Source organism: Pseudarthrobacter sp. NIBRBAC000502770, assembly GCF_006517815.1.
In the GTDB taxonomy this organism is placed as follows: Bacteria; Actinomycetota; Actinomycetes; order Actinomycetales; family Micrococcaceae; genus Arthrobacter; species Arthrobacter niigatensis.
The window spans coordinates 2,191,040-2,214,120 of record NZ_CP041198.1 but is presented as its reverse complement, the minus strand read 5'-3'; the positions used below and the strand labels follow the sequence as shown (position 1 = coordinate 2,214,120).

The 23,081-nt window shown below is 63.1% G+C and carries 28 protein-coding genes; 7 read left to right on the top strand and 21 right to left on the bottom strand.

Translation table 11 applies throughout. The annotated features are described in order from the left end of the window. Positions 1 to 281 precede the first annotated feature (281 nt). From NIBR502770_RS10650 to NIBR502770_RS10635, 4 genes are all read left to right on the top strand, one after another. Positions 282 to 1,505, top strand: coding sequence for a CpaF family protein (locus NIBR502770_RS10650; RefSeq protein WP_141159996.1), 1,224 nt, complete (start codon positions 282 to 284; stop codon positions 1,503 to 1,505). Continuing rightward, positions 1,502 to 2,359 (top strand): type II secretion system F family protein, encoded by an 858-nt coding sequence (locus NIBR502770_RS10645; RefSeq protein WP_141181911.1) that lies wholly within the window; start codon positions 1,502 to 1,504, stop codon positions 2,357 to 2,359. Before NIBR502770_RS10650 ends, NIBR502770_RS10645 begins: the two co-directional genes overlap by 4 nt. 23 nt (positions 2,360 to 2,382) lie before the next feature. Next, on the top strand, positions 2,383 to 3,297 hold the full coding sequence (locus NIBR502770_RS10640) for a type II secretion system F family protein (RefSeq protein WP_141183391.1): 915 nt from the start codon (positions 2,383 to 2,385) through the stop codon (positions 3,295 to 3,297). Positions 3,298 to 3,609: 312 nt separating this feature from the next. Further along, positions 3,610 to 3,894 (top strand): DUF3263 domain-containing protein, encoded by a 285-nt coding sequence (locus NIBR502770_RS10635; RefSeq protein ID WP_141181910.1) that lies wholly within the window; start codon positions 3,610 to 3,612, stop codon positions 3,892 to 3,894. On the opposite strand, the gene NIBR502770_RS10630 is transcribed toward NIBR502770_RS10635, so the two are convergent. Beyond that, entirely contained in the window at positions 3,891 to 4,208 is a 318-nt protein-coding gene (locus NIBR502770_RS10630) for a hypothetical protein (RefSeq protein WP_141181909.1), read from the bottom strand. The genes NIBR502770_RS10635 and NIBR502770_RS10630 overlap by 4 nt on opposite strands. A 328-nt stretch (positions 4,209 to 4,536) precedes the next feature. Here NIBR502770_RS10630 and NIBR502770_RS10625 point away from each other — a divergent pair, with 328 nt between their 5' ends. The 3 genes from NIBR502770_RS10625 to NIBR502770_RS10615 all read left to right on the top strand — a co-directional run bounded on the left by NIBR502770_RS10625 (position 4,537) and on the right by NIBR502770_RS10615 (position 7,308). Continuing rightward, a complete protein-coding gene (locus NIBR502770_RS10625; RefSeq protein WP_141181908.1) occupies positions 4,537 to 4,788 on the top strand; it encodes a hypothetical protein in 252 nt (83 codons plus the stop codon). Positions 4,789 to 4,894: 106 nt separating this feature from the next. After that, the gene (locus NIBR502770_RS10620; RefSeq protein ID WP_141181907.1) at positions 4,895 to 7,066 is read left to right on the top strand and encodes an acyltransferase family protein; all 2,172 of its coding nucleotides are present in this window, start codon (positions 4,895 to 4,897) and stop codon (positions 7,064 to 7,066) included. Further along, entirely contained in the window at positions 7,063 to 7,308 is a 246-nt protein-coding gene (locus NIBR502770_RS10615) for a hypothetical protein (protein WP_141181906.1), read from the top strand. Before NIBR502770_RS10620 ends, NIBR502770_RS10615 begins: the two co-directional genes overlap by 4 nt. Here the strand turns inward: NIBR502770_RS10615 and NIBR502770_RS10610 are convergent, their stop codons facing one another. From NIBR502770_RS10610 to NIBR502770_RS10520, 20 genes are all read right to left on the bottom strand, one after another. After that, positions 7,309 to 9,387: a polysaccharide deacetylase family protein gene (locus NIBR502770_RS10610; protein ID WP_141181905.1), complete on the bottom strand. Its 2,079-nt coding sequence runs from the start codon at positions 9,385 to 9,387 to the stop codon at positions 7,309 to 7,311. A 51-nt stretch (positions 9,388 to 9,438) separates the two neighbouring features. Next, the gene (locus NIBR502770_RS10605) at positions 9,439 to 9,762 is read right to left on the bottom strand and encodes a hypothetical protein (RefSeq protein ID WP_141181904.1); all 324 of its coding nucleotides are present in this window, start codon (positions 9,760 to 9,762) and stop codon (positions 9,439 to 9,441) included. Next, positions 9,762 to 9,890, bottom strand: a complete 129-nt coding sequence (locus NIBR502770_RS21650; protein ID WP_256371910.1) for a hypothetical protein — start codon at positions 9,888 to 9,890, stop codon at positions 9,762 to 9,764. The genes NIBR502770_RS10605 and NIBR502770_RS21650 overlap by 1 nt, the downstream gene beginning before the upstream one ends. Beyond that, positions 9,887 to 11,074 (bottom strand): LysM peptidoglycan-binding domain-containing protein, encoded by a 1,188-nt coding sequence (locus NIBR502770_RS10600; protein ID WP_141181903.1) that lies wholly within the window; start codon positions 11,072 to 11,074, stop codon positions 9,887 to 9,889. Before NIBR502770_RS10600 ends, NIBR502770_RS21650 begins: the two co-directional genes overlap by 4 nt. Positions 11,075 to 11,141: 67 nt before the next feature. Beyond that, positions 11,142 to 11,489 (bottom strand): hypothetical protein, encoded by a 348-nt coding sequence (locus NIBR502770_RS10595; protein ID WP_141181902.1) that lies wholly within the window; start codon positions 11,487 to 11,489, stop codon positions 11,142 to 11,144. A gap of 10 nt (positions 11,490 to 11,499) precedes the next feature. Continuing rightward, positions 11,500 to 11,925, bottom strand: a complete 426-nt coding sequence (locus NIBR502770_RS10590; RefSeq protein ID WP_141181901.1) for a hypothetical protein — start codon at positions 11,923 to 11,925, stop codon at positions 11,500 to 11,502. Beyond that, a complete protein-coding gene (locus NIBR502770_RS10585; protein WP_141181900.1) occupies positions 11,922 to 12,869 on the bottom strand; it encodes a hypothetical protein in 948 nt (315 codons plus the stop codon). Before NIBR502770_RS10585 ends, NIBR502770_RS10590 begins: the two co-directional genes overlap by 4 nt. Next, complete coding sequence (locus NIBR502770_RS10580) at positions 12,870 to 13,985, bottom strand: hypothetical protein (protein ID WP_141181899.1); 1,116 nt, start codon at positions 13,983 to 13,985, stop codon at positions 12,870 to 12,872. 4 nt (positions 13,986 to 13,989) lie between these two features. Then, entirely contained in the window at positions 13,990 to 14,772 is a 783-nt protein-coding gene (locus NIBR502770_RS10575) for a hypothetical protein (RefSeq protein ID WP_141181898.1), read from the bottom strand. A 183-nt stretch (positions 14,773 to 14,955) separates the two neighbouring features. Continuing rightward, positions 14,956 to 18,228, bottom strand: coding sequence for a phage tail tape measure protein (locus NIBR502770_RS10570; protein WP_141181897.1), 3,273 nt, complete (start codon positions 18,226 to 18,228; stop codon positions 14,956 to 14,958). Positions 18,229 to 18,257: 29 nt separating this feature from the next. Beyond that, positions 18,258 to 18,494 carry a hypothetical protein gene (locus NIBR502770_RS10565; RefSeq protein ID WP_141181896.1) on the bottom strand — a complete coding sequence of 79 codons (237 nt, stop codon included), beginning with the start codon at positions 18,492 to 18,494 and terminating at the stop codon, positions 18,258 to 18,260. Between the two features lie 161 nt (positions 18,495 to 18,655). Then, the gene (locus NIBR502770_RS10560; protein ID WP_141181895.1) at positions 18,656 to 18,955 is read right to left on the bottom strand and encodes a hypothetical protein; all 300 of its coding nucleotides are present in this window, start codon (positions 18,953 to 18,955) and stop codon (positions 18,656 to 18,658) included. Positions 18,956 to 19,057: 102 nt separating this feature from the next. Then, on the bottom strand, positions 19,058 to 19,636 hold the full coding sequence (locus NIBR502770_RS10555) for a phage tail protein (RefSeq protein ID WP_141181894.1): 579 nt from the start codon (positions 19,634 to 19,636) through the stop codon (positions 19,058 to 19,060). 42 nt (positions 19,637 to 19,678) lie between these two features. Continuing rightward, a complete protein-coding gene (locus tag NIBR502770_RS10550; protein ID WP_141181893.1) occupies positions 19,679 to 20,065 on the bottom strand; it encodes a hypothetical protein in 387 nt (128 codons plus the stop codon). Next, complete coding sequence (locus tag NIBR502770_RS10545) at positions 20,058 to 20,306, bottom strand: hypothetical protein (RefSeq protein ID WP_141181892.1); 249 nt, start codon at positions 20,304 to 20,306, stop codon at positions 20,058 to 20,060. Before NIBR502770_RS10545 ends, NIBR502770_RS10550 begins: the two co-directional genes overlap by 8 nt. Then, positions 20,281 to 20,466 carry a hypothetical protein gene (locus NIBR502770_RS10540; protein ID WP_141181891.1) on the bottom strand — a complete coding sequence of 62 codons (186 nt, stop codon included), beginning with the start codon at positions 20,464 to 20,466 and terminating at the stop codon, positions 20,281 to 20,283. The genes NIBR502770_RS10545 and NIBR502770_RS10540 overlap by 26 nt, the downstream gene beginning before the upstream one ends. Beyond that, the gene (locus NIBR502770_RS10535) at positions 20,466 to 20,810 is read right to left on the bottom strand and encodes a hypothetical protein (protein WP_141181890.1); all 345 of its coding nucleotides are present in this window, start codon (positions 20,808 to 20,810) and stop codon (positions 20,466 to 20,468) included. Before NIBR502770_RS10535 ends, NIBR502770_RS10540 begins: the two co-directional genes overlap by 1 nt. Beyond that, positions 20,810 to 21,406 (bottom strand): hypothetical protein, encoded by a 597-nt coding sequence (locus NIBR502770_RS10530; protein ID WP_141181889.1) that lies wholly within the window; start codon positions 21,404 to 21,406, stop codon positions 20,810 to 20,812. Before NIBR502770_RS10530 ends, NIBR502770_RS10535 begins: the two co-directional genes overlap by 1 nt. Positions 21,407 to 21,412: 6 nt before the next feature. After that, on the bottom strand, positions 21,413 to 21,754 hold the full coding sequence (locus NIBR502770_RS10525; RefSeq protein ID WP_141181888.1) for a hypothetical protein: 342 nt from the start codon (positions 21,752 to 21,754) through the stop codon (positions 21,413 to 21,415). Between the two features lie 94 nt (positions 21,755 to 21,848). Then, positions 21,849 to 23,081, bottom strand: a complete 1,233-nt coding sequence (locus NIBR502770_RS10520) for a phage major capsid protein (protein WP_141181887.1) — start codon at positions 23,079 to 23,081, stop codon at positions 21,849 to 21,851.

The following is a 23,081-nucleotide window of genomic DNA, read 5'->3' as shown; positions in this document are numbered from 1 at the left end:
GCTCAGGTGATTTCCCCCAGGAAGGCACCTGATAGTGCTATTTCGATAAATAACGCGCTCACCATAGCACCCGTGTTACTGACGGAACCAGTGATTCTGGTGTTACTTATGTGAATCCTGTGGTCATCTGGATTTAATCCTGAGTCGTTCCGGTGACAATCTTGAGGTACCTCAGATATCCACATGCGCGCATAATGACTTGTTGCGGCCGGGGCAAGCTCCTTAGGCTGTAGCCCAAGTCGCACTGCCTCCGTCGGGGCGGCAGTTGTATGGGGGAACATATGGACGCGCTGGGAATTGTCGAGGACGAAGTCCGCGAACTCATCCGTCGCCGCGGGCTGGACCCGCTAAGGCAGGCTGGTGAGGTCCGGCGCTTGGTTGAAGCAGCAGTAACGGACTATGACGAACGGGCACTGATGGGGCCTTTGCCGCCCATTGGCCCTCTCGACGCAGCCCGCCGGTTCCTCTTCGACGCCGTTGCAGGCTTCGGTGTGCTGCAACCACTCCTGGATGACCCTTCGATTGAGGAAATCTGGCTCAACGCACCCAACGAAATTTATGTCGCGCGCAACGGCGAGTCCGAGTTGACGTCGCTGAGCCTCACGGAGCAGCAGGTGCGCGACCTCGTGGAACGTATGCTCAAGAGCTCCGGCAGGAGGCTTGACATGTCCTCACCTTTCGTCGATGCGGCCCTGCCTGATGGTTCAAGGCTGCACGTGGTTATCCCGGATGTCACCCGCCGCCATTGGGCAGTTAACATCCGCAAGTTCGTAGTCAAAGCCAGCCGCCTGGAACATCTCGTGGAGTTGGGGACGCTGACGCCGCAGGCAGCACGCTTTCTCGGCGCGGCTGTGTCCAGCGGCCTTAATATCCTGGTTTCGGGGGCAACCCAGGCCGGCAAAACCACCATGCTGAACTGTTTGGCTGCCAGCATCGGAAGCCGCGAACGTGTCATCACCGTCGAGGAAATCTTCGAACTGCAGTTTCCCCTCCGGGACGTGGTGGGGCTTCAGTGCCGTCAACCGAACCTCGAAGGTGAGGGAGAAATTCCACTCCGCCGCCTGGTGAAGGAAGCACTGCGGATGCGTCCGGACCGGCTGGTGGTGGGGGAGGTTCGCGAAGCCGAGAGCCTGGACATGCTCATCGCCCTGAACTCCGGGCTTCCTGGAATGTGTACGGTTCACGCGAATTCGGCTCATGACGCAGTCACTAAGATCTGCACCCTTCCGCTCTTGGCGGGGGAGAACATCTCAAGTGCGTTCGTTGTGCCGACAGTCGCTTCGTGCATAGATCTTGTAGTTCACTGCAGCAGGAATGCTGACGGCCGCCGGCAAGTCACTCAGATCCTGTCGCTGGGCCGCCGGGTGGAGAACGGCGTCATCGAGTCGTCTTTGGTGTTTGGCTTGGAGAACGGCGTCCTGCAGCCACGTGCCAACGCCATGCCTTCGGCGGAGAAATTCTCAAGGGCCGGTTACGACGTCGCGGCACTGCTGGACCCGCGATGATCCCGGCGTTGGTGGGAACTGTGGCCGGGGTTGGGCTCTTCCTGATCTGGTGGTCCTGCTGGGAAACGCCGGACCGCGGAAACCGACAGCGTAAACCGGGACGCCTGGCTGACCTCCTGGCCGCCGCAGGGGTAGACAAAGTATCCATGCGCGGTCTGGTGGGAACGTGTCTTGGGCTGGGAATCTTCGTTGCGCTTGTCTTTTACATGGTCAGCCGTTCCTGGCCGATCGCCGGATGCTTTGGACTCTTCGGCATGTGGCTGCCCATCACCATCCTGCGGTGGCGCGCAAGGAAGCGGACGGCGATGCTCCGTCAACTGTGGCCCGACGTCGTCGATCACCTCCGTTCCGCGATCCGGGCGGGGCTGCCCCTGCCAGAAGCCCTAATCCAGCTCGGAGAGAAAGGGCCAGAGGAGCTGCGGCCCATCTTCCGCGACTTTGGAGCCGACTACCGTGCCGGGGGGCAATTCGAGGGGTCCCTGAACAAGCTGAAGCAGCGGCTGGCCGACCCCGTGGCCGACCGCATTATCGAAGCGTTGCGGCTCACACGGGAAGTAGGCGGCTCCGACCTCGGAAAGCTCCTGGGCACATTGGCCGAGTTCCTGCGGGAAAGCGCCCGGACCCGCAGTGAGCTCGAAGCACGCCAATCCTGGACTATTAACGCTGCCCGGCTCGCGGTCGCCGCACCGTGGATCGTGATGATCCTTCTCGCCACCAGACCGGAAGCAATCCAGGCCTACAACACGCCGATGGGAGCCGCAGTGCTGGTCGGAGGCCTGGTGGTCTCGCTGCTTTGCTACACAGCCATGTTGAGGATCGGCGCCTTGCCGCAGGATGAAAGGGTGCTCCGGTGATTTTCCTTTCCCCTGCGGCTGTCATGTGCGGACTGGCGCTCGGCCTCGGATTATGGCTGGTGATCTTTCGGTCGCCTCCGATGCGCCCCATGACCTTGGCTGACCGCATTGAACCCCAGCTGAAGTCACAGAACCTGGAATCGCGACTTCTCCGCGCCGGCGAGCAGAACCTGACACCGTTTGGACCGCTTGAACGCATCCTCCGTCCCGTAATCAGGGATTGGTTCTCCGCGCTCGGAAGACTCAACCCCTCGCCAGGCGCCACAGCCCGGCGCCTGGCGCAAGCGGGAATCAATAAAGCGCCCATCGACTTCCGCGCGGAGCAGTTGCTGTGGGCCGCCGGCGGCTTCGTTTTGTCGCTGACGGTCATCCTCGTTGGTGCGGCAGCGGGCAGGTTCAGCCCCCTCCTCGCGGCTGTCGTGGTCATCGGCAGTGCCGCAGCGGGGTTTGTGCTGCGTGACTACTGGCTGGGCGTCCAGGTCCGCCGGCGGGAAACTCGGATGATGGCAGAATTTCCCAGCCTGGCCGAACTGATGGCCCTGGCGGTGGGAGCAGGGGAAAGCGCGACCGGCGCTCTGGACCGGGTCTGCAGGAGCGCCAAGGGTGAACTGTCCAAGGAATTCTCGAAAATCCTAGCTGAGACAAGGGCCGGCAAACCCCTGGTCATGGCCCTACAGGAGTTCTCCGCCCGCACCGACCTGGCGCCGCTGGTCAGGTTCGTCGACGGAATCATCGTGGCAGTGGAACGGGGAACACCCCTCGCAGACGTGCTCCGCGCCCAAGCGCAGGATGTACGCGATTCAGCGAAGCGCGACCTCATGGAAGCTGCAGGCAAGAAGGAGATTGCCATGATGGTGCCGCTCGTATTCGGAGTACTTCCCCTGACCGTGGTGTTTGCCGTCTTCCCCGGTCTCGCGGCGATCAACCTCGGATTCTGATGAAGCGGACAAGCCCCACGACCACGCCCAGCAACTGCTGGCCCCCTCAACGAGAAGAGAATAGGACGCAAAAATGAAGACCATGGGAATCCGTTTCGGGATGCTGCTTCTTGGCCTCGCGGATATGCTGCAACTTCGGATGATTCGGACGCTTCGTCCGCACCGGCTACAGGCCCGTCAGTTCGACGGCGGACCTGTTGCCCGCCCGGAACCCCCGGTGTTCCTTGGCGACAGCACTGAACGCGGGGACGTACCAGGGTGGGTAATGATCACCCTCGTGACCTGTCCCTAATCTCACCAAAGGTACTCCAGATGTCGGACCCCGGCCATAACCTTGGCAGCCGGACCAAGGAGGAAGCCCTGCTAACCGACGAACACAAAGCCATGATCGACCTCGCCGCCGGCAACTACAAGTACGCAGGCTCCCTGGAAGACGCAGCCAAGGAACAATTCGGCCTGACACCAACCAGATACTGGCAGATCGTGAACCAGCTCCTGCAAACCCCCGAAGCGGCAGCCTACCGGCCCGAAGCCGTCCGCCGGCTCAATGCCCGACGGCGTCCCCGCACCCGCATACGCTCTCGCATCCTGCCCTAGCCAAGCTGCACAAACCTGCCCCGCCACTCACCCTCGGCAGGCCGGCGGATATCGGCAGACGGAACCCAGCAGGAGCAGTGGGAGAAGACGTCGTCCGTCCACACCACATTCACCCATTCCTGGTTGTAGTGCGTCGCGTACCCGTGGACCTCTGCCGTGCCGCCGGACTTCAGCGGCACCTGCGCGATGACCTTGGGCTCACCGCCGTACACGAACCTGCGAACGCTCCCAGGGGCCAGCTCCGGCCTTGGGTCGGCGTGCTCATACTCGGCGCCGTCCAGCACGAACTTAGCCTGATCATCAAAGAGTCCCACGCCCCCACTTAACCACCAGAAGCGCCCCATCTCCGAAGAGATGGGGCGCTAGGTCATGGTTCGTCTTCCAGTACTGGGTCGCTGCGCCAGCCGCAGTCTTTGGCCTCGCACTTCCAATGAATCCAGCGTTCGCGCATGCCTGTGATGCCACGACCTCGAACCCAGGGCGTGGTTACTGGGTTTACGATCGGATATTTGCAAGCTGGGCACATATCAGGTCGAATAGTCATAAGTCAATACTATCAGCAGTGTGATTTTGCTCACTTCAGGATGAATGCCAGATCCGCCGGTGCACATAACCGGTCTTATCGCGCCCTACGATGGGGCAGTGCCTACCTTCAAATTCTCCGGCGGTCCCTTCGACGGGGAGACTCTCGAATTCGATTCCGCCGAGCACTTGCTGGAGCTGAACGGGTGGTTTTACGTCGATGCCGGCGTCAGCGAGTCCGGTGCCGTCCGACGCATGGAATGGGTCCGCGTTCCCGGCGGTCTGACCGGGCCTGATCCTCGCGAAGAAGGAGGCGGCCTCGTGCGCCGAATGGTTTCACGCTGGCGGCAGATGCTGCGCCCCGACCACTGACAGCACATAGGGAGTCTACCTCCGCACGATATGGCTCTCACGTGCTGTTGTGACACAATATGCCCGGGGGACTCTGGGATACCCCGTGCATCGAATAGGGGTATATATGACTGATCTTGCATTGCGGATTCGCAGAGCTGCTGGGACTAGGGCCGCAAGGGAAAACACCTCTAAGAAGCGGAGTCTTCGGGCAGACGTACAAGGACTGCGGGCCTTTGCAGTGATCGTAGTCATCTTGGACCACTTGATTCACTGGCCTAGCGGCGGTTTCATCGGCGTGGACATCTTCTTCGTGATCTCCGGTTTCGTGATCACAGAGAGCCTCCTCCGGGAGCAGGAACGAACAGGCAGCATTTCGTTTTCCGGGTTCTACAAGCGGCGCATCAAGCGCATTCTTCCCGCTTCCACCCTCGTGCTGTTGGTGACCGTAGCAGCGTCGTTCCTCCTGTTGAACCAGAGCCGTTTCGTGTCTGTGGTCTGGGACGCTGTCTGGGCCATGTTCTTCTCGGGGAACTGGCATTTTGCATCGGTCGGCACTGACTACTTTCAGGCAGCCGGGCCGGTCTCTCCGTTGCAGCACTATTGGTCCTTGGCGGTCGAGGAGCAGTTCTACTTCGTATGGCCGTGGGTCATGCTCTTGATCTTCAGCCTCATGTCAAGGCGCTCAGCTACGGGCACTGCCCAACGCGTAGCTGTGGGTGCTGCGATCACCGCAATTTGCGCGGCATCATTCGTGTGGGCAATTAACGAGACGGCAGCGTCCCCGACTGTTGCCTACTTCTCCACTTTTTCCCGTGCGTGGGAGCTTGGAATTGGCGCTCTGATTGGCGTTGTCTCGCCTGTCCTAGTCAGGATTCCTCGTGCTGCGCGTCCACTTTTGGCATGGCTTGGTGTGATGGGCATGGTCGTGTCGCTCTTTGTTGTCAGCGGGGACAAGCTATTCCCTGCACCAATGGCGGCGCTGCCCGTTCTGTCGGCGGCGCTGTTCATTATTGCCGGAACAGGCGCTAGTGAGCAGAGATTCCTGGCGCCCTTTACTAATCCGGTTAGTGGATACCTGGGCGACATCTCCTATTCGCTATACCTTTGGCACTTTCCAGTCATCGTCATTGTTGCTGCCTTCATGGAGGAGTCTCTCGCCTACTACCTGATCGCGGGACTCGGCGGGTTGGCAGTCGCAATCTACGCCTACCACCTTGTTGAAGATCCAATTCGAAAATCCAGCTGGCTGAACGGAGCCAAGTCCAAGAGATCGCAGCGTCAGCCGTTCAAGGACTCGTACAAGCTAACTGCGCTCAGCATGTTGGCGGTTGTCACCTTCGCAGTTGTTGGGGCGGCGCTTGTTCCGCCGCGTCAGCCTGCAGCGGCAACTGACGCCCTGCCAAAGCCGAGCGCGTCAGCGTCCGGTGCACCACATTCAGCTCTCAGTCCGGCGGTTCAGGACGTTCAGAAAGCAGTTAGCTTGTCCTTGAATGGTGCGACTTGGCCTGAGAATCTCGATCCGACGCTTGATCAGCCTGGCCAAGGAATTGCTCGCGAGATGGGAGCGGGATGCCTGAACCCCACCAATGGTGCGGATACTCAATCATGCACGTCAGGTTCGGGGCCGAAGCTTGCAATGGTGATTGGTGACTCCGTCGCGGCCAGCTGGGCGCCGGCAGTCAGAAACGCACTCAACAACGATGGCTATTCAATGCACACGGTTGCTTTCAGCGATTGCGCGTTCGTGCAGTCGGAACTGGAAATTTCGAACAAACCGGACATCACCCGGAAGTGCAACGCCGCACGACCCCTGATCGCTCAACAAATCACTGAGCTGAAGCCGGATATCGTGTTCATATCCAGCTCGGAGTCGGACTTCAATTACCTCAAGTCAGGAAAGCGCGGACCTGACGCAGTCGCCGAATGGAGCGCTGGAATTGCCGCCTCGATCAAGATAGCTCAGGGCGTTGGCTCCAAGGTGGTCGTGCTCGCCTCGAATCCCCAGGGCAAGAGCGTTGCGACCTGCGCGACCAAGACATCGTCGCCTGCGGATTGTGCAGATCTTGTTTCGTCGCAGTGGTTCCTCAAAGCAGAGGCAGAAAAGAAGGCTGCTACTGAGACCGGTGCTACCTTTATTGACCCCCGTAGCTGGATGTGTTCCGCGAATGATGTTTGCCCCATGCACATCCGCGGGAAACTAGTGCGCTGGGACAGCGTTCACCTGACGGAGCCATTCTCAGGGACCGTGCTGGCGCCGTTGCTTCGTGAAACTATTGCAAGCCTGATCGCGTCATGACTTCTGGGGGAATCACTCGTAAAAAGGCGCTGAGCTACGCCAGCATCGCCTGCGCACTCATCGGCCTGCTGCTCGCCATTCAGGCCTTCACCACGCACGAGCGGGGCTTCCAGGGCCTCGCCATCCTTTCCCTGGTCGTCGCCGCGATCCTGCTCACAGGGGCCTGGGCTGCTGGCCTTCCACCTCGTGATGTGGTGGACCGCGGCGACGATGAAGAGGAATGGTCAAGGGCCATCAAGTAGCTACCTGTTAGCCAGCACCTCGGCCATGTTCTTCACGGCGATAGTGGTCGTAGCTACCCAGTCCACGAACGCCCCGAAGTTGGCCGTGGTCATGATGCCCGTACCCGATGTCGCGAGGTCGTGGAACACCATAATCAGGTGATAGTTGCCGGCAATAGCCGCGTTCACTTCAGCCTGGGCAATGGCCAAGGTAGTCCCGGAGCCGACGACGAACACTCTCAGCTTGTGCGGGTCGTTGGCCGGCAGCGTTTCATGCAGTACGGCGCTGACCGTGCGCGCCGTAGCGTAGTACTGCCGGGCGATGGGCAGGTTCGCGCCGCCTGACTTGCCGCCAGGGTAGGCGAAGAAGTCGTAGCCCCGCAGGCCCCGCGTTGACAACCAGTTCCGGTTCGAAGCAACGAACGTGGCCAGTTCGCTTGCCGTCTGGTCCGAGAGCGCCATATTGTGGTGCGCCCATGTGTCCGAATGCGCCCCGACCAGCCAGCCGTTAGAGTTCTGAAGCTCCTGCAACTGAGCCAGCGTCATGTATGCCGCACCTGAGTCAATCGCCTCGCACACCGGGTAGACATCAGCCTTGTAGTCGTACTTTGCCAGGGCCTTCCGCGCCACTGTGTAGTGCGTGGCGAAGCCGTCATCAAAGTCGAACGTCAGGCAGCCGGTAGTCCAGACCGCAGGCACCGGCACGGAAGCGATGGCCTGGACCCGAAGGGTGACGGGGTTCCCAGTGTTGTCATCCGCAATGTTGATCTGCATCCCGGCGATGGCCGCACGATCCGGAGCGCCGATGGTTGCCGACGCTCCACCGCTGATCTGCTGCCAGGGGATCGTGACCCACATCCACGCGCCTGCGTCGAGCTGCTCCGCCGGGGCCACGTTGTTGATCGTGAAGTTGAACGTTGCCGATAGGCCGCCGTTGCCGATCCAGATGTTCAGCGTCTTCAGATGCGTGGGATCGTCGCACTTGACCAGCATCGCCAACTGCTTGCCCGTCATATCGAACGGGGTGGGGATGTTGAAGCGGTAGATGCTGGACGTGGTGCCCGTTCCGGAGGTGACAACCTTGACGGACTGGGTGCCGATGGCGCTGTCCGTGGTGTCGTTCAGCGCAACGCTACCGCCGCCCGCGCCCACGATGGATGAGTACCCGTGCCCGGACTGGAAGGTCTGGATCATGGTGCGCTTCTGCTTCGGAGGCAGCAACGCCGTGGCCGGTGGGGTCTGGGCGCCCGCGGCCGAGATAGCGGCACCAACCTTGGTGTCAACGCCAGCCGGCGTGATGGTCACGGCGTCCCAGTTAGCGGCCGAGTAGGAAGCGCCGGACGTGAAGTTGGCCTTTGCTGAGACGATGTCGCCGGAAGGGGAGAGTACCTTGTCCCCAGCAAGGTAGGCGGTGGTCGCCTTCCATTTGGGGAGCACGTCAGCCTTATCCGCCTTCGCCGCCACGGTTGCGGACAGATTCCAGTTGGCCTGGTTGAAGCTGGACCCGGACGTGTGGTCCGCGATGGAGGAAACCACGTCCCCGTTCGGGGACAGGACTTTGTCACCTGCAAAGTACGCCGTGGTGGCTTTCCACTTGGGGACATAAGTGGCAGAAAGTGCCGCTGCCGTGGGCGTGCCGGGGGTGGTGACCTCGGACTGAATCGCCGCCTGAGTTGGGACCGAGTTTGCGCCCGGGTTGCCCTGGGGCCCCTTGACGTTCCCTGCGGGGATGACGGTGCCGCCAAGGGTGGTGAACGTCAGGTCGCCGGTGGGGGACAGGGACGCCCCCGAGATGGAAGCATTCTTGGCCGCGGTGACGGCCGCCTGAGCACCGTCGAACGAATCGCGGCGCCAGACCCACGTTCCCGAGACCCAGTTGTGGGACAGGTTGGGCGACGTCACGTAGACCGGCGGCAGCACTCCCAGGTTGGTCGAGGTCAGCGACGTGATGGACAGGCCGGAGCTGTCTTTCAACGGCAGCGGGTTGACCTGCGCCGTGTCGGTCAACTCATAGACCTGGAAGACCGCGTTTGGGAGTGGGCTCCGGCCCACGGTCCCTGGATCAGCCGCCAGGGTGCCGGGGTAAAAAACATCAGCCATCAAAGGCTCCTCATCTATGAACAGTGCTCAGAACGGGCAACAGGGTGGTGGTCAGGCAAGATGTTTCGGCGCGGCGGAATCCTGAACAAAGGCGCCGGCCGGAGGAACCGCGGAACCCGATACCGGATAGACAGGCGCCTTGGCGGATCCCAGAACAGCCCGGGTGAGCCAGTCCGGCAGCCGCGGCTCCAGCCAGCGCCAGAACGCGTACCAGGCGGCGCTGAGGACCGCGGCCAGTATTGGCAAGGCCAGGGCCGCAAGCCCCAGCAACTGGTTCTCCAGCGGGGCGAGCACGGGAACCAGGCTGATCAACCAGGTGATGAACAAGCCCCACACGTAGGGGACCACGGTACGGAGGATGGAAGTAAGCAGCATCAGAGAGCCCTTTCGAAAAGGTGGAGCGTGTTGATGGCCGCGCTCACGGCAAGATGCGCGACATAAAGGACGGCGGCCGTTGCCGCCACGGCGAGCGCGGCGGCAACGGTGAGGATTGGCCTGGTCATTGGAGGTTGATCCGTTGGCCGGGGTAGATCAAGTCCGGGTTGATGCCGGGATTGCGGGTGATGAGGTAGTCCACTGTGACTCCGTACTGGTCGGCGATGCCGCCCAGTGTGTCGCCTGGGTCCACGGTGCAGTACGGGGGCAGGCCGGACGGTGCAGTTGGCGCGGCCGGGGTGGTTCCGAGGGCTGCGAGGTTGGCCCCTGCGGGGAGGTCCAAAGTCTGTCCGGGCTGGATGGTGTAGGGTTCCCCGATGCCGTTGAGGGCGGCGATGTCCTGCCAGGCCACTCCGACCTGTGCGCCGATGGATGAGAGCGAGTCGCCGGCGGAGACGGTGCACTGGCCGCCCGCAGCGGGTGCGGCCGGGGCTGGCGCTGCGGGTGCGTCTTCGTAGGCTCCTGCGGGCAGGTTCAGGACGTCACCGATGCCGATGAGGTTCGGGTCCGTGATCTGCGGGTTGACTCCCAGCAGTTCTGCCAGCCCAACGTGGTATTGGTCAGCGATCCGCGAGAGGGTGTCACCCGGGTCTACGGTGCATTCCGCGTAGCCGCTCGGCCGGGTGGTGACCGGCGCCGGGGTGTAGCTCTGGGGGACCACTCCGGCCGGCAGGGAGACACTGCCGGTCCCGAGTACGGCGTTGATGGAAGCACGGAGGCCGTCGCAGTCCCCGGGCCAGCCGGCGGGATCGATCTTGCCTTGGGATGAGTATTCCTTGTGGCCGAGCTGCGGCCGGTCATCCTCTGCCTGATCGAACAGGTAGGCGCGTTCGAGTGCGGCGCCGATTACTGGGACGGCGGCAAGCTGCTCGGCGGTCCAGTCGAACGGGGCGACGCCGGAGGACTCCATCTCGATGCCGATGAAGTAGTAGTTGCCGGCGTCTGTTGGGATGCCGGGCGCGGAGCCTGCTCCGGCGTGGTTGGCGAGGCCAGCGGCGGTGATGTAGGCCGTACCGGATCGGCCAAGCACGATGTGGCACAGCGGGCCGGCGAGATCGGACCGACCGTTGGTGCAGATGTTCAGGCTGGGGGCGTCTTCGGAGAAGTTCCTGCCGGCTGCGGTGTGGTGCCAGAGGACGCCGCGGACGTCGGCGAGGTCGCGGCCGAGGTAGCCGCGGTTCTGCCAGCCGTCGATTTCCACGACGTTGATTCCGGCGTTTCGGAGGACGTTGGCAAGGTTGGAGAGGATCATTGCGGGCCCCTTTCGGGCATGGAAAAGGCCCCGTGGTGTGCGGGGCCTTTTCGGGTTTGGTCGGGGTTTAGTCGTTCTCGGTGGGTGGTTTTTCGAGTACGGGCCAGGGGCGGAGTTCCTTGACCGTCATGCCGTGCTCGGTGCAGTCGCGGCGGAGCTGTGATGCGTACTCTTCAGTCAGGCGCCGGTTGCGTGCCTCCCGGTCTGCCCTCGCCTGCTCCCGGTCAGCTCGAGCCCGTTCTTTGTCCGCATCAGCCCATGCCTCGTTGCGCTGGTCGCGGAGGCTGGTGTTGCGGATTCTTTCCCGGCCAGCGGAACCGCTGAGCCATTTCACCAGGCCGTTGATCAGGGCCACGAGCGCGGCCCCGCCGCCGCCGGCGCCAATGATGGTCACGAGTGTCTGTGCGGAGTCCATGGGCGAGCGCCTACTTTTCGGGGTCGTAGGCGAAATGCCGGATTTTCACGAGACGGGTTGCGAAGGCAAGGAGAGCGAAGATGATGAAGCACAGCGACGCGATCCTGACGCTCACCTGGGTCACGGGCATGAAGCAGACGGTGGCGCCGTAAATGGCGATGGCCGTCATGCAGAAGCCGGTGGCCGCCCGCTCCATCCACCAGATTCCTGGGAGGACGGAGACTGAGCCGAGTGCGCCCCCGATCAGCAACATGGTTCCCCAGGCGACTAGGAGTGCGTGGCCGATGCTGGACTGGATCGTGCGCGGCGGGTCGATCACCACTGCAAGACCCAAAATGCTGATCACGAGGTAGGCGAAGAAGTAGATCGCGGACAGGGCCCGTGGTTCTTGAACACGGAGCCAGAGTGCATGGACAGTCGATTTCACTGCGCTCACCAGCCGATCGCTATCCAGTTGGCCCGGTGAATCTGTCCACCGATTCGTGCCCCTGACGGCGCCTCCAGCGCATACACAAAGCTGCTGAGGGTTACGGGGCTGGGCCAATCGGGTCCGCCGGTCGGCATCAACAGGGCTGTGCCCCTGGCGGCATCAATGGATTGGTCTCCGTTGTCTGCTCTGACGTAGAGCACGCCGTTGGGAAAGGGGACCGGGAAGTTGATCCGGCTGTAGCCGGCACCGTCTGCGTAGTTGACGGCTGTTCCCGCCTGCATCAGGAATTGAGTCCCAGCGGCCGGGGCGTTCCCGAGCAGTTGGTTACCGACCCCAAAGATCGGTACGGCTCCTATCTGTCCGGTCTTTACCCATTCCAGATCCCCGTTGGCGGTGACCCGGCGCTGCCAGAGGGCGCCGAGGATCTCCACCTGGGTTCCTGCCCGCGTGAGGTACTTTCGCACCAGATCGTTTCTGGCGGTGAGTCCGCCGTTTCCTGCCCAGCAGCGGAGGTCGATGAAGGCCGTGGGCTGCGTCTGGCCGCCGGTCCACTGGACCAGGAAGAGAGGTTGGTCGTCCACGATCCCGGGCGTGTTGTTGCGGCCAGCGGGGATGTCTCCCGTCGTGCCGCCGTTGACCTTGGTAATCGTCGTCGGTCCGCCGGCCAGCGGGCGCCAATCCCGCCGCACGCAAATCAAGTCCCACCTGATTACCCCGGAAGCCGGCGCATCGCACTGGACGGGTATCACGGAGTCGGAAACGTCAATGACACCCTGACCCCACGCTGTGCCGGGGGAGACATTGACTGCGTAGGCCGTCGTCGGGTGGGCTGTCACATTGAAGTCCGATGCGCCCAGCACCCCATACTCCGAAGACCCCGCAGACGGGATCAGGGACGCCCACTGGACCTCTGTGACTGTGCCGTCGTAGCCGGCTGATGTGATGGCCATCTATTTGCTCCTCAGCATTCGTATGTCAGCTGCGTTCTTCCGCAGAGCGCGCGCGAAAATCAGGTCTGTTGAGTCCGTTACGTCGCCGACCTTGGGGGATACTTCCAGACCCTTTTCCCTGGTCCATGAGATCTCCGCTTCCCGGAGCGTGTCCGTGACCGTCAGTGCCGGTCCTACTCTCAGGGTGACCAAGTCACCGCGCCTGACGCCGGTTGGCCCGTAGCGGAAGTTCTTCGTCTGGGAGAACTTGATCTTCAGCCCGGATTTCTCCTGGGTTTCCGCCAAGGTCTCGGCAGCGCGCTGGTCGTAGACTCCGGCGTTGGAAGTGTCCCGGGCGTCCTTGAAGACCTCGATCAAATCACCCCATGCCGCCTCCCGCGCAGTATCGGCGAAGGGGTAGAAGGCGCGGGACGTTCCGTCGCCCTGTCCGCCGATCACGCCCCGGGTGGCTTCAGGCGCTGCGTTCGACCAGGACCATTCCGTGATAACACCCGACGCCTCAGACAGCTCCCTGGGGTAGGTTCGCGGCGCGTAGCAGTCCACGACCAGGCCGGCCCCTGACTGCTTGACCGTGACTCCCAACCCGGCCGTTTCAACTGCCGGGAACAACCGGTCGTAAAGCGGATGGAAGCGGGTACTGACCGTGATGTTCTGGCCGCGGCCCTGATCGGTCGCTACCGTAACGGGAAGGCCCAGTCGGGTGATGGCGTTCTTGGTGACCAGGTCCTTCACTACCGTTTCAGCTGCGCCCGCCACTGTGTAGTACTCGGCCGTCTGCCCTGTCAGGGACGCCCCGGGCACCGGCCAGCCCAGCACCCTGGACAGCAACCGGAAATCGTCCTCCACGGTCATGCTGATCTTCCCCTGAGCGTAGGGTCCGCTCCCGGCCCGGAGCCGCACCGGACCAGAGATGATCTGCTCCCCGGCGAACTCGCAGGTAAGACGCGCCCCCTGGGCCGCCAGCAGCGCCAACTTCGCGTTATTGGACGCAACGGTGAAATCGAGGCTCCCAGCGAGGTTGTGCCGGGGTACCGCAGTGACCGCGAGCGCATCGCCAAGCCAGCCGACACGGCGGAAGGCCTTGTCGTAAATGGTCAACGCGAAGGGGTTCTCCACCGAGTCACCATGCCCTCTCGTACAACGGCGTGATCTGCGCCTGGATGCTTCCGCCGCCGGTCATGCTGATCGACAAGGGCCGGTTTTGTCCGGCCGGAATCGGCGCGAACGCTGAAGCTCCGAGGTCCGCGGTTCGATCCACAGGATTGGCGAGCACCGCTGGCACCTGGCCCGAGGGCGGGGTGTAGTCGTACATGACGGCTGTCTGGACTGTGGGGTCGGTGTCGATGACCACGGCCTTCCCGGCAGGGATGGTGAAAGGGACCACCGTCTGTGAGGCTCCCACCCCAACGGAGGCGGTGGATGAGTCCCCGATGATGGTCCACAGCGGCCACGCGTCTTCGTCACCAGGGTTTGACATCGCCGCTGTGGAGAGCGTCGAGCCAGACGCGATGTTGAAAGGCGCGGCCTTGGCTGCCCCGTTGAAGAAGTCGGTGGCCGTGGCGGCCTTCCATGCGCTGACAACCGCGTCCCCGTACCAGAACGGCTGGTCGGCCACGAGCTTTAGCCCGTAGGCTGCCCAGCCGTTCTGGAAGGGGTCCATCTCGAAGGCGTGGGAACCGTCGTCTACGAACCTGCACCGAAGGGACCTGGCGGACCCGTTGGCACGTGTCACAGTCCACGTGCCGTACTTCTCGGCATGCATCGTCCGCCAAAAGGCCTGATCCCGACCGATCCAATCCTCAGTCCCGTCGTCGGAGTAGACGAAGATGGGCCAGAACACCGGCCGGGCGTTTGCGATCGCCCCACGGAAGAACTGTCCGGGGACAGAGGGAGATGCCTGCACCCATTGAGTCCTTGGAGGCTTACCCAGCCCCTCAACTCCCTTCATCTGGAGGAAGACGCCCCCGGACGGATCGTTTAGATGCCAGAGGGAACCGTCCCAACCCGCCCAGGTCACATCCATGCCCCGCCATGGGCTGACGGGCAACGGCGGTGCCGGTGCCGCCGCCCCATACATCTGATCCATCTAGACCCCTGCCGCGATAGCACGCAGCCCGTTGACCTGGGATGCCCGCCGCTTCTGCACATTGATTTCCGTCACAATGTCCTCCGGATTCCCATAAACGTTGCCCATGATTGTCACTCCCGCGTCTCCACCGAGGCCGTTCCCACCCGTGGCCGTGGAACCAGCCATCGCCGCCGAGTAGTGCGGTACAGCTGGGATGTTCACGAGACTTGTCATAGTCGAGGTGATATCGGACTTCATGTCCTCAGCGCCCAGGACTACGCCCTCGCCGATGTTGCGGCCGAAGCCACGGAACACCTTGGACGGGGAGGCGATACCCAGCGCTGCCTTGAACGGGCCCACGATCCAGCCCGGGATCAGGCTCAAGAAGAAGTTCCCGATCGTGCCGGCCAGGGACCTGATGCCGTCCATGAGGCCCTCAACGATGCTCTTGCCGATGCCGTACAGCCAGTTCCCCGCGCCGGCGAGCGCCCCCATGATCGCGCCGCCCAGCCCGGACAAGGCACTGACGACGTTGCCGATCATGCCGGAAACCCCGGAGACGATGTTGTTCCAGATGCCGCTGAGGAATCCCGCGACCTGGCCGAACACCGAGCTGATGAAACCCCACGCTGCGCCGAAGCCGGAGCTGATGGCTCCCCACACTGCACCTACCGCGCCGGCGATCACGCCGACGATGGTGTTCCAGATGCCGGCGATGAATCCGCCGACAGTGGTGAAGATGCTGCTGATGAAGCCCCAGACCGCGCTGAACACCGAGGTGATGACGCCCCAGATGGCGGATAGGACCCCGGTCACGATGCCGAAGTACCAGTTCCAGACACCAATAAAGAAGCCGCCAATTGCGTTGAAGATGCTGACGACGACGTTCCAGATCGCTGTGAGCTGATCGCCGTGGACCTTCCAGAACTCGATCAGGATGTTCGTGACCAGGGAAACGACCCAGTTCCATGCCCCGGCGATGAAGTTACCGATGCTGGTGAAGATCGTGACGATGAAATTCCAGATGTCGGTGACGGTGGCGATGATCGGGGCGGCGAACGCGGTCCACGAGCTGACAACCATGCCGATGTACCAGTTCCAGATCCCGGCGAGGAAGTTGCCGATGCCGGTGAAGATGCTGACAAAGAAGTCGCCGATTCCGGTCAGCGCGCCGCCGAAGACCGCCCACAGCAGGTTCATGGCGTAGCCGACGTAGGCGACGATGCCGTTCCAGATCCCGCTGAAGATGTCCCCGATGCCCCGCCAGACCATGTCCCAGTTCCCGGATATGATCCCGGTGACCACCTCGATCACTCCCATGACGATCTGCATTACTGCCTGGATGATGGAGGCGATTCCGTTGAACACGACCACGACGATGGGCATGAGTCCCTGGATGACCGGGACAAGCATGTTCGCGAGCGTCACGATGAGCGGACCCAGTGCGGACACGATATTCCCGATTACCGCCACCAGGGGCGGGAGGACCTGCTGGATGAGCTGGACGAAAATCGGGGCGAGCTGCGTGATCAGCGTCGCGACCAGCGGGACCACCGCGGCGATCACTTGAGCCACGATGGGCACCAGGATCGCGAAGGTCTGTGCCAGCTGCCCAATCAGGGAAACGACGACCGGCAGCAGCTGCACGAACGCGCCCGAGAGTGTTGCGATGATCACCTGGGACAGCTGCGTGAACACCGGTGCCAGCTGCATCACCGTGGACAGCAGTGTGCCGCCGATCGTGGAGGCCAGCTGCCCGAATGCTGACAGCAGCTGTGGGAGGACGGGCTCCAGTGACTTGAAGACGATCTGCAGCGGTGAGAACGCCGATGCCAGGCCGATGATCTGCGGAAGCATCGGGCCGATCGCTGCACCGAAGCTGGAGATCGCCGGTCCGATTTGATCGAACAAGCCGCGTGCCTTCAGGCCCAGCCCCTCAAGGAAACCGGCGAAACCCGAAGACGTCACGTCATCCCCACCGGCTTTGAATGCTGCGAAGAAGGCCCTGATGCCCCCGGTCACTTCCCGGGCACCGTTGCCGATCCGTTCCATAACCCCAGCAAAACCGGAGGATGTCACATCCCCGTCCCCGGCCTTGAACGCTGCGAACATTGCGCGGAAACCGCCGCCAATAAGGTCGGTGACGCCGCGGAAGGCCTCACCTATCTTGTAGGCTGCGACCAGCACGCCGGAGGTTGCCCCGGACATGTCCAGGTTCGGCATCTTAAAACCGGAGACAAGGTTGTGGAACGTGTCCCCAACCTTGAGGATGGCGTCCCGGACGCCGAAGAGGAAGCCGACAATTGCCGAGTCCTCCTGCACGCCGAGCGCCTTGCCCAGTCCGCCGGTGAAGTCGCCCTTGGTGAAGAGCGTGATGATGCCGTCCATGGCTGCCCGGACCCTGTCGGCGAACGCCTGCACGTGGCCGGCGAGTGCCATGACCGGGCCGCGGGCTGCGGAGAAGGCCTGGGTCATCAGCTGGATGACGGGAATCATGATGGAGCGGCCCACGTTGGCCCAGGCGGTCAGGATCGGCAGCGCCGTGGAGCCAAGGGCGATGTGCATACCCTGGATGCTGGTGTTGTACTCACGGAGGCCAGCCTTAGCGGCACTGAAGATTTTCTTGTCGGTGTCGTCCAGGATCAGGCCCATTTTTCCGGCCTGCCCGGTGAGCTTGGCGATGCCTTCCGATCCCTGGTTGAGGAACGGGAGCATCTGGGCGCCGGAGCGGCCGAAGAGCTGCATGGCGAGCGCGGTCTTCTCCGCGCCGTCGGGCATGGATTTGAACTTGTCCGCCAGCCCGGGCATGATCTCGGACATTGGTTTGACGTTGCCGGAGGCATCTTTGAAGTCGGTGCCGAGCTTCTTGACCATGTCCGCGGATTTGCCGGCGTCGCCAGCTGCGTTGCCGAGGTTCTTCGAGAAGATCGTTAGGCCGCCGGAGGCTGCGTCCACGTCCACACCGGAGAGCTGGATCGCCCCGCGGAGCCCGGAGAACTGGGTGATTGTGCCGCCGGCTATCCTTCCGAAGCCGTTCACCGCGCCCTGATAGGACTGGAAATCGGCGACCGAGTCCTTGACGAGCTTTCCGACCGAGAGGCCCGCTACGATGCCCGCGATGGGCAGCGCGAATTTCTTGATGCCACCCATCAGCGCGGCGCCCAGTGAAGCCCCGCCCTCGGCACCGGCAACAGCCGATGCCGGGGACAGCTGCTCGCTGATCTTTTGAGAGGCTCCCTTGAGCGATGGGACCAGGGCGATGTACGCGGTTGCCAGTTCTACAGCGCCCAAGGGGCCGCCTCCTCTGTTCAGTTGTGGTGTTAGGTCGGCGCCGGCCAGCCGAGCCGTGCGTTCATTTCTTCGATGCTGACGGCCTTGCCTCTGGCGAGGACTTCGCCGTCGTCGGCCTGCGGCGCCCCTGCTCCTGGGCGGGGGAGCCGCTCGGGTTTCTTCGCGTGCTCGTCGCCCGCGCGCTGCCAGTTCGCGGCGGCCAGAAGGTCAAAGACCCCGGCGAGGAGGTGGTTCCGGAGATCCCACTCGCCCTCTTCCCCGGCCACTGCACGGAAGAGCGCCGACCCGCGGGGGGACTGGCGAACGATCGCGAGCAGGTCACTCCAAGTCAGCCGGTCCGTGCCCAGCCAGCGCAGCCGCAGCCCGAGGGCGATCAGGTCATACTCGAGGGGCTCCCGGTGCTCATCGATCAGCTCCAGGAGCCCGTTTATTCCCCCAGTTCAATCCCGGAGTGGGCGAAGAACGCCTTCTGGAACTGCTCAAACTCCTGCTTGCGCATGCTGTCGATCGCGGCGAGGGTCTCGTCATCGGCGAGCGCTTCGAGGACGGTGAAGAACTGGTCGTCCGGGGCGAGCTTGCGATTCTTGCGGGCGAAACCGGCGTCCAGGGTGTCGGCTGAGGCGAGGGTGTAGGTCTGGCCGTGGTGTTCGAACTCGAACGGTTCGGTTTCCGCTGAGTCGTTGACGGCCTTGGTCTGGCGGTCCTGGGGTTTGCGGGGTGCAGCCATGTGCGGGCTCCTTGATGTGGTGGTGTGCGGACCGGGATGTGGTGGAGCAGGTGGCAGGGGTCAAGGGTCCGCACGACAAACCCCTGCCACCCGAATGTGGGACTAGGCCGTCTTCTGGCCGTCGTCGCTGTACTGGTAGAAATAGGCGCCAGTGGCGTCGGGGAACGCCTGCAGCGTGGCGTCCGCCGCGGCGATCGCGTCGTCCTTGAACGTGGTGTCGCCGACGTCCATGACCTTGGCAATGGGGAAGACCACGCGGACCTTTGCCTGGTCGGAGAACACCTCGATGACCCACACCTTGCGGGGCGTCGGGGCGGAGGTGCCGGTGACCTTCAGGAGGTTGCCCTTGGTAGCCGTCGCGGGGGTGGCTACCACGTTTGCGTCACCGTAGATGAGGCCCTGGACAATTTTGTTCAGGAGCTCGGCCATGGCCAGCTTGATGGTGACGTCCATGCCCTTCTTTGTCGCGGCAATGGTGTCGCCGCCCCAAGCTGCGATGGTGCCGGTGTTGCGCTTCTCCGACTTGGTCACGCCATTGTCCGTGACGTAGCCGACCGGCGTGTAGGCCGGGTCAAGCGCGGTGGTGGCGTCGGTCGGCAGCACGGTCCCGAGCGGGGCCACGGAAATTCCACCGGTGACGAGTGGCTTACCAACAACCACATTGTTTACTGAGTTAGTCATGACTGACCCTTTCCAAGTGAGTTTGCGGACCCTCGGATTTGGTTAGACGGTTACTGCGGTGCCGCGTGCACGGATCTGGAAGCTCATGGTGAACCGGATCTGCGCGGTAGTAGGGTCAGGGAGATCTCCAGGGCCGCCAAACTCACGGACGCCGAACACCTTCGCGTCGGCTGCATTGAGGACGGCCCGGGCATCGTTGAGCAGCGAGGAGGCCCGGGCCTTATCCTGAGCCCACGCTTCAACGGTGATCTGAGCGGCCTCGGAACGGATCGTTTCCCTGGGCCCGCCCGTGCGCAGGACCAGGATGAATTCCGCCGGCCTTGTGGGCGGGACTTTCGTCCCGATGTGCAGGCCAGTCAGCAGCGGTGATGCGCGAAGGTGATCACACACCAGCTGGGGGACGTCGGGGAACTTGACGCCCTCAGCCACGGCCTGCGTCCAGTGCAGAAGTCAGCGACCGCGTGGTGGCCTCAGACTTGCGTGCCGCATAGTCCGCCGTGCCCACGGAGACGCGGGCACGGGTGGGCGTAAAGGATGCGGTCACGTCGAACGTTCCGTCCCCGGCAGCGGCAGCAATCGCGTTACCGCGCCGTAGCAGCTCGGCCTGAACTTCCGGTGACTTCAGGATCGCAATGAACTGCGAGTCATTGATCTCCAGTTTCTCCAACATCGTTCTCACCACCCACTGGCTCAAGCAACGCCTCGGTGTAGGCGTAGTTGTCCAGGGCGTCGGACCACACCGCGGTCCCCGTGACCACGAATTTTCCACCGCCGTGGTCAATCTGGTCTCCAACGCTAAGTCGATTCGGCGTTTCGATTCGAATGGTCATTAGCCTCTCCAATCCTGCAGAACTATCTCGACGTAATCGAGGCGGCCGCTGAGGGAGTCCCAAGCCGCCGGATGGCCATACACCGTGTAAACCTCGCCGTTGTACCGGACCCTGTTGTAGGCACCAATCTGCGTGCCGGGAGGTGCAAACACTGTCCAGGCCACCAGCACCTGGTCACGGTTCAGCAGGTACTCCTGCGTGGTCCCCGGCTCGACCTCGCAGCCCTTGACCTCCACCTCGGTGGGCGGCAATGACCAATCGTCCACCTGCTCTTGGGAGTATGGGTCAGTCGACTTCTGGGCAGTAAGCACCGTGATGGTCTTGCGCCCCAACGGCCGCCCCATCATGCTGACCTTGCGAGCCGGTAGGCGGCGAGCGCCATGGATTCCATTGCGGTGAACCCGGCAGATTCGATGTTGTATTTCACTTGGCGTTGCCCGATCCGTTCCATGTCCACGGCGATGGGAGTTGCGTAGTAGCGACCTGCGAGGCCAGTGCAAACGCCGGCGAGTTCTGGCGGCACCGTGATGTAGCCGTGCCCGTAGGTGACGCGCCAGGATTCCTCGTCCGTGGGCCACCGAACGCCGGTGCCGGGCCGTGCCTTGATGGTTCCGGTCCGGCGGGATACCTTGTACGCGCTGGGCGGTACCGCGCTCCACGTGAGCCCGCCGTCGCTGCTTATTTCAACCAGATCGACCGACAGGACCGGGCACTCCTTGAGGGACGCGAAGGATCCATTGACCGGGTCCACGTATTCGAGGTCTCCAGGCACCACGGTGATGACCTGGTCGATGGCTCGACGGATCATGCCGGAGGCGACAGTCAACAGGAACGTGGCCGCGGGGTCGTCTGCAGCGATGGTCTGCTGCATGAAGGCGGACAACTGGTCAACCGTGGCCAGATTGGGGAGCGCAGGTGCTGGAAGCCCGTACACGGTCACGTTCCCTTACTCCGCTGGGTCAACCGGTGCTGGATCGGCGGGGGCGGGTTCAGCTGGGGCTTCCTGCGCTCGTTCGGTTTCCGGTGCCGGCGGTTCGATGACCTTGTTCGCTACCCCGGGAAGGCCCGGAAAGTTCACTGTCACCGGGCCTGGGGTTTCTACGCGAATGATGACGTCCTCCGTGTAGTGGCTGACTTCGATGGTGCCGGGGGCTTCGTATTCGACGTTGCCGCTGCTCTGGTTTTCCGCGGGCTGTTCGGCAGTGACGGGCGTTCCGTCGAACTCGACGTTGCCCGTGGATTCCACGAGGGAGAGATCCTGGTCCTCGGATTTGGTTCTGCGTGCCATGGTGACCTTCTTTCAGGGTTAGGCAGGGGGCTGCGCTGCTGCCCCGGGCGCGGTGGAAGTCACGCCCGGGGCAGCAGGGAAAGCGGGGCCTTGGTTACAGGCCGGTGACTTGGCCGAAGGCACCCGGACGGTACACGGCCAGCGCGAGGCGTTCCTCAGCACGGATGGCCGTGAGGTTCTTCTGGAAGAAGTCGGCGTGGGAGTTGGAGGCTTCCACGGTGATTCCGCCCTTCCGGAAGATCTGGCCGCCCTGCTGGAACGCGCCGACCAGGGAGCTGTTCGCTGCCAGCGCCGGGGTCACGGCGACGCGCTTGCCCCAGAGAGACTGGTTCTGTTCGCTGACGAACGGGCCCGAGGCGTAGTAGGCGCCCTGGCTGTTCTTGGACAGGACCTGCGTCTGCCAGCCCAGCGGGTCGATGACGATCGCGTCCGGCTCCAGGAAGGCCGTGGTGCGGATCTGGGTGATCTGCCGGTAGATCGCGTCCATGCCGTTGTCCGCGGCGACCGAAGGGGCGGTGCCCTTCACGATCGGGGTTGCGAGGCCGGGACGGTTCAGCAGTCCGACGAGGTTCGCACCGGTGCCGTCACCGTTCAGCAGCTGCGCCTCCTCGGCGAGCTTGATGAACAGGATCAGGCGGGCATCGATGTAGGACTGCGCCTGCGCCCAGTCCTCGAGCATCTCGTCCGAGATCGGGAGGAACGTGGCCACCTTGTGGAGGACCTCGTCCACCTTGGAGAACGACAGCGCCGATTCGGGCTTCAGGCCGCCTTCAGCGACCGCTGCTGCGGCGTTGGTGATGGCGGTCTCCACGAGGTAGCGGATCAGCGGGGTGCTGGTCGTGCCGCCCGGGAAGAGGTCCGAGATGGTCAGCTGGCGGGTCTTGATGTCCACGACTCCGGGCAGGACCGTGGGGTTCTGGACGGTCGCGTAGCCGCCGCCGGGGGTGCCCGCGGTGCCTTCGGTGAGGGTCGTCTTGACCTCCACGTCGCCGGTGGACCACTGGCCGCCCTTGAGGCCGCGCTCGACCAGGCCCTTGTATCCGGCCGACTGGACGAACTGGGCGCCGATGGACTTCGCACCCGTGTTGGGCTGGTCGGCCGGTGCTTCGTCACCGGTCTCGACGCCGGCGGCGGCGAGGAAGCTCTTTCGCTTCTCCTCCACGAACTCGATGGACTTGATTTCGTCCATCCACTTCTTGATGTCGGCCTCGATGGGATCGAGGGCGTTCTTCTGTTCGGCGAAGGTCATGGTGGTCGATTCGGCGACCTCCAGGCCCTTCTTGGACAGTTCGCGGACCTTGTTCTTCGCTTCAAGCAGAGTAGGCAT